Below are 13,091 nucleotides of genomic sequence, written 5' to 3'. Positions count from 1 at the left end.
GATAAAAAGAGTAAGATAGTCACAAATCTAATTCTTATCACAAACACACAGGGATTGTCTTTTCTGTGATTTCCGAGAACAAATTTACGCTGCCAGCAGCGTAAATTTTATTGACATTACACAATTGAATTAAGTAAAATGTGACTAAGAAAGTCATATTATTTTGACAGTAAAAGGAGGATTTTTAAATGGCAGAGAATAAGTACGCAGGCACAAAAACAGAAAAGAATCTTTGGGAGGCCTTTGCTGGCGAGTCAATGGCTAGAAATAAGTATACATACTTCGCTTCAGTAGCAAAAAAAGCTGGCTATGAGCAGATTGCTGCTTTATTTTTAAAGACAGCTGATAATGAGAAGGAGCATGCAAAGCTTTGGTTCAAGGCTTTAGGTGAGGTTGGAACAACACCTGAGAATCTCCTTCATGCAGCAGAGGGTGAGAATGCTGAGTGGACAGATATGTATGATCGCATGGCAAAGGAAGCTGATGAGGAAGGATTCCCAGAGCTTGCAGCTCAGTTCAGAGGAGTAGCCGCTATCGAGAAAGAGCATGAAGAGCGCTATCGTAAGCTTCTTCATAATGTTGAAGCTATGGAAGTATTCAAGAAGAGCGGAGTTACAATGTGGGAGTGTCGCAACTGTGGCCATATCGTTGTAGGAACAGAGGCTCCAGCAGTTTGTCCAGTATGTAAGCATCCACAGGCATACTTTGAGGTTAGAGAGCAGAACTATTAAGATAAATTTTTAAAGTCAAAATTGCTTTAAAAAACTGTCGAAAATAGTAACACTGAGAGACAAAGTAATATATAATGGGCGAGTGGTGACTTTTTCATCCCTCGCCTTATTTTATACAGGGATGCGAGTATGAAGAGCATCAACAGTTTAAGGGAAAAGGTAATATAAATGAAGAAATACGAGCAGAAATCAGCTCCTATTTGTGAAGCATTGGAGCGATTCAGACGAAGGAGAGTAGTTCCCTTCGATGTTCCCGGTCATAAGCGAGGTAGAGGTAATCCTGAACTTGTAGATTTGCTGGGAAAGCAGTGTGTAGGATTGGATGTAAATTCCATGAAACCGCTGGATAATTTGGGACATCCCATTTCTGTTATTAAAGAGGCAGAGGAGCTTACTGCTGATGCTTTTGGGGCGGCTCATGCCTTTCTTATGGTTAATGGAACCACAAGCTCAGTTCAGACTATGATTTTATCGGTTTGTAAAGCTGGAGATAAGATTCTCATTCCAAGAAACGTCCATAAGAGCGTTATTAACGCCATGGTGCTTTGTGGTGCTGTGCCTGTCTATGTAGAAGTAAGGGTTAACCCTGAGATTGGCATTGCCCTAGGTGTTGAGGTAGAAGAGGTTAGACGTGTAATGGATGCAAATCCTGATGCAAAAGCTATCCTTATTAACAATCCTACTTACTACGGCGTTTGTTCAAATTTGAAAGAGATAGTAAAGATTGCCCATGAGCACGGAATGAAGGTTCTTGCTGACGAAGCTCACGGAACACATCTTTATTTTAATGATAATTTACCAATATCTGGAATGGCTGCAGGAGCGGATATGGCGGCTGTTTCCATGCATAAATCTGGCGGAAGCCTTACTCAGAGTTCTATTCTTCTCTGCGGAGAAAACATGGATGCAGAGTATGTGCGTCAGATTATAAATCTTACACAGACTACCAGCGCATCATATTTGCTGCTGTCTAGTTTGGATTTGTCTAGAAGAAATCTTGCTTTAAGAGGCGAGGAATCTTTTGAAAAGGTTGCTCGCATGGCGGAGTATGCTCGTAGCGAGATTAATGAAATCGGAGGTTTCTATGCCTATGGCAAGGAGCTTATCGATGGAGATAGCGTTTATGATTTTGATGTTACTAAGCTATCGATCTATACTCAGGGAATAGGTCTAACCGGTATTGAGGTCTATGACTTGCTTAGAGATGAATATGATATTCAGATAGAATTTGGTGATATCGGAAATATATTAGCTTACATTTCTATAGGAGACAGAATCCAGGATATCGAGAGACTAGTTGGAGCCTTAGAAGATATTAAGCGTCTCTATGAAAAGGACTCCAGCGATTTATACTGCGGTGAGTTCATTCAGCCAGAAAATGTGATGACTCCACAACAGGCATTTTACACTGATAAGGTGCAGCTACCTCTACACGAGACAGATGGTAAAATTTGCGCCGAGCTTGTAATGTGTTATCCACCAGGTATTCCTATTTTGACACCTGGCGAGAGGATTACAAAAGAGATAATTGAATATATAGAATTTGCTAAGGAGAAGGGATGTAGCCTGCAGGGTACTAAGGACCCTACAGTGGAGCTTATCAGTGTTATAAAATAATGGATTTTTGGTTTTCACAGATGGAAACGGAGCACGTTAAGACGAGTATCCGTGTAAATAAACAATTATATAGTGGTCAGAGTGAGTACCAGCAGATAGATGTTTTCGAGACACAGGAGCTGGGAAAGATGATTGTACTTGATGGTGAGATTATATTCTCTGAGGCGGATGAATTTATCTACAACGAGATGGTAGTTCACGTGCCAATGGCAGTTCATCCAAATGTTAAGCAAGTGCTTATCATTGGTGGTGGTGATGGCGGTGTTGCCCGTGTACTCACTCAGTATCCTGAAATTGAGCACATTGATGTGGTTGAGCAGGACGAGAAGTTTGTTGAAATCAGCAAGGAGTTTTTCCCTGAGACTGCTAAGGGCTTTGATGATGAGAGAGTTACAGTTACAAACATGGATGGTCTGAGATTCCTACGCCGTTGTAGAGATAAATACGATTTAATCATTAATGATACAACAGACCCATTCGGATATGCAGAAGGTCTTTTCACTAGAGAGTTTTATGGTAGTTGCTATAGAGCGCTTAAGGAAGATGGAATCATGGTATATCAGCATGGTAGTCCTTTCTACGATGAAGATGAGGAAGCCTTTAGGGCCATGCATCGAAAGGCTTACAAGAGCTTCCCGATTAACAGGGTTTATCAGGCCAACATCCCTACCTGTCCTTCAGGTTACTGGATGTTTGGATTTGCATCAAAAAAATATCATCCATTAAAGGATTTAGATACTAAGCGTTGGAAAGCCAGAGATTTACAGACTTGGTATTACACAACAAATCTTCATAAGGGCGCCTTCATGCTACCTAGATATGTAGAGGATTTATTGGTAGAAGAAGAGAAAGCCGCTAAAAAAGAATCAAAGGAAAATATTGAATAAATAGGAGAGTAATAAAATGGCAAGATTATTAATTATAGGATGTGGTGGAGTAGCACGGGTTGCAATTTCAAAGTGCTGCCAGAATAGTGATGTTTTCGAGGAAATTATGATTGCTAGCCGTACAGTTTCAAAGTGCGAGGCAATGAAGGAAAAGCTTCAGGATAAGACTAAGACAGTTATCAAGACAGCTCAGATAGATGCAGATGATGTAGAGGCACTTACAAAGCTTATTAAGGATTATGCTCCAGATGCAGTTCTTAACGTAGCACTTCCTTATCAGGATCTTACAATCATGGATGCATGTCTTGCAGCAGGCGTAGATTATATCGATACAGCAAACTACGAGCCAGAGGATACAGATGATCCAGAGTGGAGAGCAATTTACGAGAAGAGATGTAAGGAGCTTGGATTCTCAGCATACTTTGATTACAGCTGGCAGTGGGCTTACGAAGATAAGTTTAAGAATGCTGGCCTTACAGCCCTTCTTGGAACAGGCTTCGATCCAGGTGTAACAAGCGTATTTGCAGCTTATGCAAAGAAGCACTATTTTGATGAAATTCACACAATAGATATCCTTGACTGCAATGGTGGTGATCATGGATACCCATTTGCTACAAACTTCAATCCAGAGATTAACCTCCGTGAGGTTTCTGCTCCAGGTTCATATATGGAAAACGGCAAATGGATTGAGATTCCTGCTATGAGCATTAAGAGAGAGTATGATTTTGATGGAGTTGGTATGAAGGATATGTACCTTCTTCACCATGAGGAAATTGAGGCACTTGGAAGAAATATGCCAGAGGTTAAGAGAATTCGTTTCTTCATGACATTTGGTCAGAGCTACCTTACACACATGAACTGCCTTGAGAACGTAGGTATGCTTAGTACTACACCTATTAATTTCAATGGTCAGGAAATTGTGCCTATTCAGTTCCTTAAGGCATTACTTCCAGATCCAGCATCACTTGGACCAAGAACAGTTGGTAAGACAAACATTGGATGTATCTTTACAGGTATTAAGGATGGTAAAGAGCGTTCTATCTATATTTATAATGTGTGTGACCACCAGGAGTGCTACAAGGAGGTAGGTTCACAGGCGATTTCATACACAACTGGTGTACCAGCAATGATTGGTGCTATGATGGTTGTAACAGGTCAGTGGAAGAACCCAGGTGTGTTTACAACAGATGAGTTCGATCCAGATCCATACATGGAAGCACTTAATAAGTGGGGCTTACCATGGCAGGTAGTAGAGAACCCAGTTCTCGTAGATTAATTTATAGTGAGGAAATAGATGTTATTATCTCAGGTAGAAACACCTTCATATATTATTGATGAGGGTAAGTTAATCGATAATCTTAAGGTTTTAGAAAGGGTGCAGCAGGAGGCAGATTGTAAAATCCTGCTGGCCCAGAAGGCCTTTTCCAACTATTTTGTATATCCTTTAATCGGAAAGTATCTAGCTGGCACTACAGCAAGCGGACTGTATGAAGCGCGTCTTGGCAAGGAAGAAATGGGCAAGGAGAATCACGTTTTTGCACCTGCTTATAAAGAAACAGATTTTGATGAGCTGGTAAACCTTTGCGACCATATTATCTTTAATTCAGTTGCTCAGCTTATGAAATATAAGGATAAGTGTTTGAAAGCTGGGGTTTCCATTGGACTTAGAATTAATCCTGAGCACTCCACTCAGGGAGACCATGCCATTTATGACCCATGTGCTAGAGGCTCAAGGCTTGGTGTTACACTTTCGAATTTGCAGCAGGCATTGGCGAAGGACCCTACTGTTTTAGATGGAGTAGACGGACTTCACTTCCACACACTCTGCGAGCAGAATAGTGACGATTTAGAGTCTACAGTTGAAGTTGTAAAAGAAAAATTCGGGCAATATCTGGAAAAGATGAACTGGATTAATATGGGTGGAGGACATCATATTAGTCGCGAAGATTATGATGTAAATCGCCTGATTCGTATTATAAAAGATATAAAAGAAACCTATGATGTAGAGGTTTATCTGGAGCCGGGAGAGGCGATAGCTTTAAACGCAGGATACCTGATTACTGAGGTTTTGGATATTGTTGATAATAAGATAAAGACATTAATCTTAGACGCATCTGCAGCATGTCATATGCCAGATGTATTGGAAATGCCATATCGTCCACCTCTTATGAATTCATATGAATATGATAAGAAGCCATATAAATACAGACTTAGTTCGTATACATGCCTGGCAGGAGATATTATTGGAGACTATTCATTTAATCGAGAGATTAAGGTGGGAGACAGACTGGTATTTGAGGATATGGCAATATATTCAATGGTAAAGAATAATACTTTTAATGGCATTCCTCTTCCTAGTATATATTTACAGAAAGAGAACGGAGAATGCCAGTTAATAAAGAAATTTGGATATGAGGATTTTAAAAATCGTCTGTCCTAGTGGGGTTTTATGATTAGTACACCAAAAGCAGATAAATTTTATATGCCAGCAGAATATGCTTCGCACCGTGGATGCGTAATGATATGGCCGGTAAGACCAGGCTCATGGCCATATGGTGGAATGCAGGCTAAGGCAGTTTTTTCGCAGATAGCAATAGCTATTGCTGATAGCGAAGAAGTATGGATGCTGGCAGATGAAGAGCATATTCACGAAGTGGAAGAGACATTTGAAAAATGGCCTAACATCCACCCTCTTCAGATAGATACTAACGATGCCTGGGCAAGAGATGTAGGGCCTACATGTGTTGTGAATGGCACTGAGGTTCGTGGAATCGACTGGGAGTTCAACGCCTGGGGCGGAGACTATGACGGTCTATATGCTCACTGGGAAAAGGATGATGTAGCAGCATCTCAGATATGTAAAGCCCTTGGGATGAAGTGCTATGACGCACATCCTTTTGTGCTGGAGGGTGGTAGCATTCACTCTGATGGAGAGGGTACTGTGATAGTTACCGAGGCATGCTTACTTAGTAAGGGACGTAATCCTCAGATGTCAAAAGAGCAGATTGAGAATCAGCTGAAGGATTATCTTGGAGCTGAAAAGATAATCTGGCTTCCATCAGGCATATATAATGATGAGACCAATGAGCATGTTGATAATGTGTGCGCCTTTACAGGTCCAGCCACAGTAGTATTGGCGTGGACTGACGATGAAAATGATCCACAGTATGAGATGAGTAAAGCCTGCCTGGACGTACTGGAAAAAGAAACAGATGCTAAGGGCAGAAGCTTTGCAGTTCACAAGCTTCCGATTCCGAAGAATCCTGTTTGTATTACAGAAGAGGAGCTGCAGGGCTACGAATTTGAAGAAGGCGAAGATGTTCGTGAGGTTGGTGAGAGATTAGCAGCCAGCTATGTGAACTTTTATATATCAAATGGAGGCATTATTTTGCCTCAGTTTAACGATGAGAATGATAAAGTGGCAGTGGAAATTCTTGGAAAGCTATTCCCAGAAAGAAAGATTTATCCTGTTTATGCCAGAGCTATAATAGTGGGTGGTGGAAATATTCACTGCATCACACAGCAAATACCAGAGGTGTAAAAATGAAAAATGTAACAGTAGCAGCTATCCAAATGCGTTGCACTACAGTTGTTTCAGAAAATATCGAAAAAGCAGATAAAATGGTTCGTGAAGCAGCAGCTTCAGGAGCACAGATTATTCTTATCCCAGAGCTTTTTGAGCGTCAGTATTTTTGTCAGGAGCGTCAGTATGAATACTATGCTTTTGCAAAATCAGTAGATGAAAATGACGCTGTGTGCCATTTTAAAAAAGTGGCAAAAGAGCTCTCAGTAGTTATCCCTGTAAGCTTTTATGAGAAGGATGGAAACGTACTTTATAATTCCGTGGCAATAATCGATGCAGACGGAGAAATTCTTGGGGTATACAGAAAGACACATATTCCTGACGACCATTTCTATCAGGAGAAATTCTACTTCACACCAGGCAATACCGGGTTTAAGGTTTGGGATACAAAGTATGCTAAGATTGGAGTTGGAATATGTTGGGATCAGTGGTTTCCAGAGACAGCGCGAAGCATGGCAGTACAGGGAGCTGAGCTTCTTTTTTATCCAACAGCTATCGGTAGCGAGCCTATATTAGAAAGCGACAGCATGCCACACTGGAGACGATGTATGCAAGGACATGCAGGAAGCAATCTTATGCCTGTTATAGCTGCCAACAGAATTGGCTTAGAAGAAGTTAAGCCTTGCAAGGAAAATGGTGGACAGGAATCCAGTCTCAATTTCTATGGAAGCTCATTTATGACAGATGAAACAGGAGCAATCCTTGAGGATGCTTCCAGAGATAAAGAACAGGTGCTTATTCACACTTATGATTTGGATGAAATAGCAGAGAATCGTCTGAGTTGGGGAATCTTCAGAGACAGACGACCAGAATGCTATGGTGATATTTGTAAATAGCCAAGGAGGTAGATTATGAAGATTGTATTTTTGGACAGAAAGACAATTGGTGAAGATATTGATTTATCAGGCTTTGAGCGATTTGGAGAGGTAGTAATCTATGATTACTCAGCCCCAGATGAAGTGCCAGCCAGAGTAGAAGATGCAGACATTATCGTTCTTAACAAGGTACCAGTAAACGAAGCAACAATTGGCACAGCAAAGCAGCTTAAGCTAGTTTGCGTTACAGCTACAGGTACAAACAATCTTGATAAGGATTACCTTGCTAGTCGTGGAATCGAGTGGAGAAATGTAGCAGGTTATTCAACAGAGGCAGTAGCACAGCACACATTCTCTCTTGCATTCTATCTCTTAGAACACCTTAGCTATTATGATGAGTATGTTAAGAGTGAGAAGTATGCAAACGACAGAATGTTTACTCACTTTGAAAAGCATTTCCATGAGATTTCAGGAAAGACCTGGGGTATTATTGGACTTGGTGCAATCGGAAGTCGTGTAGCAGAAATCGCAAAGCTTTTTGGTGCAAATTTAATCTACTATTCAACAAGCGGACGCAATCATTCAGATATCTACAAAGAGGTGGATTTTGATACATTGTTATCCACATCAGATGTGATATCTATCCACGCACCACTTGATGAAAATACAATGCATCTCATCGATAAGGCTGCACTTTCAAAGATGAAAAAGAATGCTATCCTTATAAATGTTGGAAGAGGTCCAATTATTGTGGAAAAAGATCTTGCAGATGCACTTGAATGTGGACAAATTGCAGCAGCAGGTCTCGACGTGCTAGATGTAGAACCTATGTCACCAGAGAATCCACTGGTAAGAATTAAGGACAGCACAAAGCTTCTTATTACCCCACATATTGCATGGGCTGCAGTAGAAGCTCGCCAGCGACTTATGAAGATTATTGAGGGACAGATTGAGGACTTCCTTAAATAATATAGATTAAGACATCATTTCTTCAAACTAATTTGCTAGACTAGATTCACTGGGAGAGCTTATAAGGATTCAAAATATGAATTGGAAGTTTGAAGATGAAAACAAACCATATAGCTCTGATGATGCCTATGATGATTTAGAAGCGGTTAAGGAAATGCTTAGAGAAGCACAGCGCAAGATTACCCGCAATAAATTAGAAGATAGTGGCATCGACTTTAGTGTAAATATAGAAGTCGAAAAAGAGAATAACGATACCTAAAAGGCAACTGTTCACAATGTTACAACAGTTGCCTTTTTTTACACTTTTTTCACAGTCTGTACTTAATTATAGGCTATAATCCAAATAGTCGGTTTTCTAGCTTTGTGGAGTAATACTGTTCAATCGGCCAGGGAGATAATAAACGGAGGTCGAATATGGAGAACAAGGAAAATGTTGGCACAATGGATAAGCTAGCCAAAATGGTAAAGATTTCTTCACTGAGAACAGCTATTTTGGGATTGCTAATCATTTCACTGGTGTGTGTAGGTGTGGCCGCAACAATTGTAGGAACCACAAATATGCGCCGAGGAATGGAATATGAGGTTGAAACCGGTGTAATGGCAACATGTGCATCATACGCTCAGGTTTTGGATTATATCGAGAAAAGTATGAGTGCGGAAGAAATTGCAAATGTTACACTGGAGCAGGAAATGCATGAGGAAACAGGTTATGACTATACCTTCTTTAGAGGCGATACTCGTGAGCGTTCTAGTATTGAAGGGGCAGTTGGAACCAAAGCTGGAGATGCTGTTATTGCGGAAGTATTAAATGGAGGAAACAGATATTCAGCCGAAAACGTAATGATTAATGGCCAGCCATTTTACGTTGCGTATATCCCGTTAAAGGATGACACTGGTGCAATTTATGGTATGGCATTTGTTGGTTTGGAAAAGATAGCAGTAACAGAGTACATAAGTAAAAAGGTAGCTTGGACTGTTACTCTTTCATTCGCAATTATTATCATTTTCGCTTTAATTGCAGTTCTTTATATCGTCCAGATTATAAGGTCAATCGATGAAAACGTCAGGGCTGTACGCCAAATGGCAACAGGTGATTTGGAAATCCATCTTAGCGACAAAGTTAAAAATAGAAAAGATGAGCTCGGAGAAATGTCAAATGCATTGTTTGACATGGCTGAGAAAATCAGGGATGTTATTGGTAACGCCAGAGTTTCGTCTAACGAAGTGGATGATTCAGCGGCGTATCTGTATGAAACAATAGAGACAATTACTGAAACAGCAGATAATGTAACTACAGCAGTTTCTCAGGTAGCAACAGGTGCATCCTCACAGGCTGAATCATTACAGGAAGCTGTTGAAAGTGTAAATGACATCAACGAAGCAATTCAGCTTATTATTGGAAATACAGATGAGATGCATAATATTGCAGATCTTATGCAGGATAATTCGAAGGCTAGTCAGGATAAACTGACAGAGCTTAGAATGTCTACAAGAGAAAGTATTTCCGCTATCGATGGAATCGTAGAGCTTATTGGAAATACAAACACAGCCGTAACAACAATTAGTGAGGCTGTACAGATAATTGATGCTATTGCTGCACAGACAAATCTGTTATCATTAAATGCAAGTATAGAAGCTGCTAGAGCAGGTGAAGCAGGTAAGGGATTTGCTGTTGTTGCTGATGAGATTCGTCAGTTGGCAGACCAGTCTGCAGCAGCTGCTCAGAATATACAGGAAGCAATGAAGGGACTTGCAGCTGATTCTAATAAGACAATGGAAGAAGCCGGCAGCGTGCAAGAAGCCATCAGTAAGCAGCGTAGTACTATCCACAGAACCATTGAGCAGGTTGATCTCCTTATTGAGGATATCAACAAGTCTGTAACTCTTACAAAAGAAATTGTTGAAAACGTTGATAAATCAGAGAAGGCTAGTACAGTTATTTCAGAGACCATCAATAATCTTTCAGCCATTTCACAACAGAACGCAGCTAGCTCAGAAGAAACAAGAGCTTCTATGCAAGATCTTTCTGACACAATGGAAATTCTTTCAGAAAAGGCAAATGGTCTTACCAAAATTGCCAAGGTACTTGATGAGGAAATGGCTTTCTTCCAATAGAGGATTTGATGGACAGAATATTATATTTAGATTGTAAATCAGGAATAAGTGGGGACATGACAGTTGGCGCTCTTTTAGATTTGGGCGCCGACAGTCATGTCCTTTTAGATGTGTTAAAAAGCATAAAAGCAGATGGATTTGATATCGTAATTACTAAGATAAATAAAGGAAAATTTGAATGCACTGATTTTGATGTGGTGTTAGATAAGGAGCATGATGGGCATGATCATGATATGGAGTATCTCTATGGTCATTTACATCATCATGATGAGACTGGACATGAACACCACCATGAGCATCATCACGAACATAATCACCGTGGGATAAAAGAAATAAACGCTATTATCGACAATACGGTAATGACATCTAATGCTAAGGAAATAGCAAAGCATATTTTTGATGTTCTCGCAAAGGCAGAATCAAAAGCTCATGAAGTGCCAGTTGAAGAGGTTCATTTTCATGAGGTGGGAGCAATAGATTCTATTGTTGATATTATTGCTATAGCAGTATGCCTGGATAATCTTGAAATCAGTGACGTGATAGTGGAGAGATTGTACGATGGTAAAGGTACAGTTAGATGTCAGCACGGCATATTGCCAGTGCCTGTTCCTGCTGTAAAAAATATAGTAGATGATAACGGTCTGGAGCTTGAGATTATTGATGTACAGGGCGAGCTCGTCACTCCTACAGGAGCAGCTACTGTGGCAGCAATTAGAACTTCTGATAAGCTTCCAAAGGATTTTAAAATCGAAAAAACAGGCTATGGAAATGGCAAAAGAGATTACGGGTTAGATGGTGTAGTAAAAGCTATGATTATTCAGAATAACTCGTAAAAATAAATTGTTTTTAGACAATAAATTTAATATAGTGTATTTAAAGAGAGATGTATAGCTATTTTGGGGGGGTTAAAATGGCTAACAAAGAAAAAGATATTTTATCGAACACCGATTACTCAGCGCAGGATATTTTATATATGTTAAGAGACCTGCCTGATGCATGTTGTATTTTTCAAGTTATTACAGATCCTTTTGGAACAGTGAAAGATATGCTGTTCCTATTTGTAAACGAAAAATATGCCAATCTAGTAGGGAAATCTACAAGTGAGCTTATTGGCTCCACATATTATACTACAGTGTCTAACCGAGACGAGGATTGGATACGTCTTAGTTACCAGGCTGCTTTTATGCGCCAATCGGTAATCAATAGCACCTATAATACACAGTTTAATAAATGGTTTGAATTCTGGGCAGTTCCTGTATACAAAAAGGGCTTTTGCGCATTTATTATCCATGATGTTACAGCAGAAAAGCGTAAAGAAGAGCACAGAGTTATAACAATAAATTCAAATAACTTTATATTGGATTGTGCCAAGAAGCTTTCTGCTAATGATTTTAACAAAGGAATAAAAATTATCCTGAAGGATTTGGGTACAGTACTTCGTGCTGACAGAACGGCTGTTATTGAATGCATTCATGGAGAAGTGGGAGAGCTATATACCTGGGCAGACAAAATTGGTGGAACAGGTCTTCCATCGAAAAACGTCTTCGACCAGTTTGATTTCTTCACTATGTGGAAGGGGCAAATGCGTGATGATCCACTGTTTATTTGTGATGATGTGTCATTGGTAAATACCCAGAATAGCGAAGTTTATAAGTCAGTATTACATGGAACGATTACTCGATATATTGTAGCAGCCCTTAAAAACAAGGAAGAGACTATAGGCTTTCTACTTATAGAAAACTATTCATTGGATTTAGATATAAATGTAAGAGCGGTTGTTGAGTCTATTAGTATTTTCATAGCTGAGGAGCTTCGCAATTACAAAATGACACAGGAACTGAGTTATAGAAGCACTCATGATGAGCTTACGGGGTTGGGTAATCGACACTCTTATGTAGCTACTCTTAGTATGCTTGATGAATTGGATGTTTCAGTGGGAGTATGCTTCGTTGATATTAATGGTTTGAAGCAGATAAACGATACTAACGGCCATGTTGAGGGAGATAATGTAATCAGGGAGACTGCAAATATTCTTGCAGGTGTCTTCAAAAAGAAGTATTGCTATAGAGTTGGTGGAGATGAATTTGTTGTAGTGATACCACAGATTTCTCAGGAGCATTACGAAGAGCAGATAGAGAAACTCAGAAAGAAGGCTAAGAATAAGGCCTTTGCTATGGGAACTGTTTGGAGCGATAATGCTAGTGATGTTGAGGAGCTTATTAATCAGGCGGACAAGCTTATGTATGTTGATAAGGCTGAGTATTTTTTAGAGCACGAGAGAAGGCATCCTTAAAAAGTATTTATTAAATAAAAAAGAAAGGCTGTTGTGCGTATTGTGCAACAGCTTTTTTATGGTAAAATTTAGACTAATAAC

The 13,091-nt window shown here is 39.9% G+C and carries 12 protein-coding genes; all 12 read left to right on the top strand.

Features of this window, described 5'->3' with window-relative positions; translation table 11 throughout:
* The first annotated feature begins 188 nt into the window (after window positions 1-188).
* Entirely contained in the window at window positions 189-731 is a 543-nt protein-coding gene (gene rbr / locus BUA88_RS09985; RefSeq protein ID WP_072917087.1) for a rubrerythrin, read from the top strand.
* Window positions 732-899: 168 nt separating this feature from the next.
* Window positions 900-2,348: an aminotransferase class I/II-fold pyridoxal phosphate-dependent enzyme gene (locus BUA88_RS09980; RefSeq protein ID WP_072917082.1), complete on the top strand. Its 1,449-nt coding sequence runs from the start codon at window positions 900-902 to the stop codon at window positions 2,346-2,348.
* On the top strand, window positions 2,348-3,235 hold the full coding sequence (gene speE / locus BUA88_RS09975; RefSeq protein WP_072917077.1) for a polyamine aminopropyltransferase: 888 nt from the start codon (window positions 2,348-2,350) through the stop codon (window positions 3,233-3,235). The genes BUA88_RS09980 and speE overlap by 1 nt, the downstream gene beginning before the upstream one ends.
* A 16-nt stretch (window positions 3,236-3,251) precedes the next feature.
* Entirely contained in the window at window positions 3,252-4,511 is a 1,260-nt protein-coding gene (locus BUA88_RS09970; protein ID WP_072917073.1) for a saccharopine dehydrogenase family protein, read from the top strand.
* Window positions 4,512-4,529: 18 nt separating this feature from the next.
* Entirely contained in the window at window positions 4,530-5,675 is a 1,146-nt protein-coding gene (gene nspC, locus BUA88_RS09965) for a carboxynorspermidine decarboxylase (RefSeq protein WP_072917069.1), read from the top strand.
* 9 nt (window positions 5,676-5,684) lie between these two features.
* Window positions 5,685-6,776, top strand: a complete 1,092-nt coding sequence (aguA, locus tag BUA88_RS09960) for an agmatine deiminase (RefSeq protein ID WP_072917064.1) — start codon at window positions 5,685-5,687, stop codon at window positions 6,774-6,776.
* Window positions 6,777-6,778: 2 nt separating this feature from the next.
* Window positions 6,779-7,654 carry an N-carbamoylputrescine amidase gene (aguB, locus tag BUA88_RS09955; RefSeq protein ID WP_072917061.1) on the top strand — a complete coding sequence of 292 codons (876 nt, stop codon included), beginning with the start codon at window positions 6,779-6,781 and terminating at the stop codon, window positions 7,652-7,654.
* A 15-nt stretch (window positions 7,655-7,669) separates the two neighbouring features.
* Window positions 7,670-8,602 (top strand): D-2-hydroxyacid dehydrogenase, encoded by a 933-nt coding sequence (locus tag BUA88_RS09950; RefSeq protein ID WP_072917055.1) that lies wholly within the window; start codon window positions 7,670-7,672, stop codon window positions 8,600-8,602.
* A gap of 76 nt (window positions 8,603-8,678) precedes the next feature.
* Window positions 8,679-8,861 (top strand): hypothetical protein, encoded by a 183-nt coding sequence (locus tag BUA88_RS09945; protein WP_028247210.1) that lies wholly within the window; start codon window positions 8,679-8,681, stop codon window positions 8,859-8,861.
* A 155-nt stretch (window positions 8,862-9,016) separates the two neighbouring features.
* Window positions 9,017-10,717, top strand: a complete 1,701-nt coding sequence (locus tag BUA88_RS09940; protein ID WP_072917052.1) for a methyl-accepting chemotaxis protein — start codon at window positions 9,017-9,019, stop codon at window positions 10,715-10,717.
* Window positions 10,718-10,725: 8 nt separating this feature from the next.
* On the top strand, window positions 10,726-11,550 hold the full coding sequence (gene larC, locus BUA88_RS09935; RefSeq protein WP_072917050.1) for a nickel pincer cofactor biosynthesis protein LarC: 825 nt from the start codon (window positions 10,726-10,728) through the stop codon (window positions 11,548-11,550).
* A 77-nt stretch (window positions 11,551-11,627) separates the two neighbouring features.
* On the top strand, window positions 11,628-13,010 hold the full coding sequence (locus tag BUA88_RS09930) for a sensor domain-containing diguanylate cyclase (protein WP_072917047.1): 1,383 nt from the start codon (window positions 11,628-11,630) through the stop codon (window positions 13,008-13,010).
* Window positions 13,011-13,091: the final 81 nt, after the last annotated feature.

Source organism: Pseudobutyrivibrio xylanivorans DSM 14809, assembly GCF_900141825.1.
Classification (GTDB): Bacteria; Bacillota; Clostridia; order Lachnospirales; family Lachnospiraceae; genus Pseudobutyrivibrio; species Pseudobutyrivibrio xylanivorans.
The sequence above is the reverse complement of the archived record's forward strand: the minus strand, read 5'-3'. Positions and strand labels throughout refer to the sequence as shown.

Excerpts from the sequence above, each read along its gene's own strand:
- BUA88_RS09970 (WP_072917073.1), top strand. The coding sequence starts at position 3,252 with ATGGCAAGATTATTAATTATAGGATGTGGTGGAGTAGCACGGGTTGCA.
- rbr (WP_072917087.1), top strand. The coding sequence starts at position 189 with ATGGCAGAGAATAAGTACGCAGGCACAAAAACAGAAAAGAATCTTTGG.
- BUA88_RS09950 (WP_072917055.1), top strand. The coding sequence starts at position 7,670 with ATGAAGATTGTATTTTTGGACAGAAAGACAATTGGTGAAGATATTGAT.
- BUA88_RS09940 (WP_072917052.1), top strand. The coding sequence starts at position 9,017 with ATGGAGAACAAGGAAAATGTTGGCACAATGGATAAGCTAGCCAAAATG.
- aguB (WP_072917061.1), top strand. The coding sequence starts at position 6,779 with ATGAAAAATGTAACAGTAGCAGCTATCCAAATGCGTTGCACTACAGTT.
- aguA (WP_072917064.1), top strand. The coding sequence starts at position 5,685 with ATGATTAGTACACCAAAAGCAGATAAATTTTATATGCCAGCAGAATAT.
- BUA88_RS09930 (WP_072917047.1), top strand. The coding sequence starts at position 11,628 with ATGGCTAACAAAGAAAAAGATATTTTATCGAACACCGATTACTCAGCG.
- BUA88_RS09980 (WP_072917082.1), top strand. The coding sequence starts at position 900 with ATGAAGAAATACGAGCAGAAATCAGCTCCTATTTGTGAAGCATTGGAG.
- BUA88_RS09945 (WP_028247210.1), top strand. The coding sequence starts at position 8,679 with ATGAATTGGAAGTTTGAAGATGAAAACAAACCATATAGCTCTGATGAT.
- larC (WP_072917050.1), top strand. The coding sequence starts at position 10,726 with ATGGACAGAATATTATATTTAGATTGTAAATCAGGAATAAGTGGGGAC.
- nspC (WP_072917069.1), top strand. The coding sequence starts at position 4,530 with ATGTTATTATCTCAGGTAGAAACACCTTCATATATTATTGATGAGGGT.
- speE (WP_072917077.1), top strand. The coding sequence starts at position 2,348 with ATGGATTTTTGGTTTTCACAGATGGAAACGGAGCACGTTAAGACGAGT.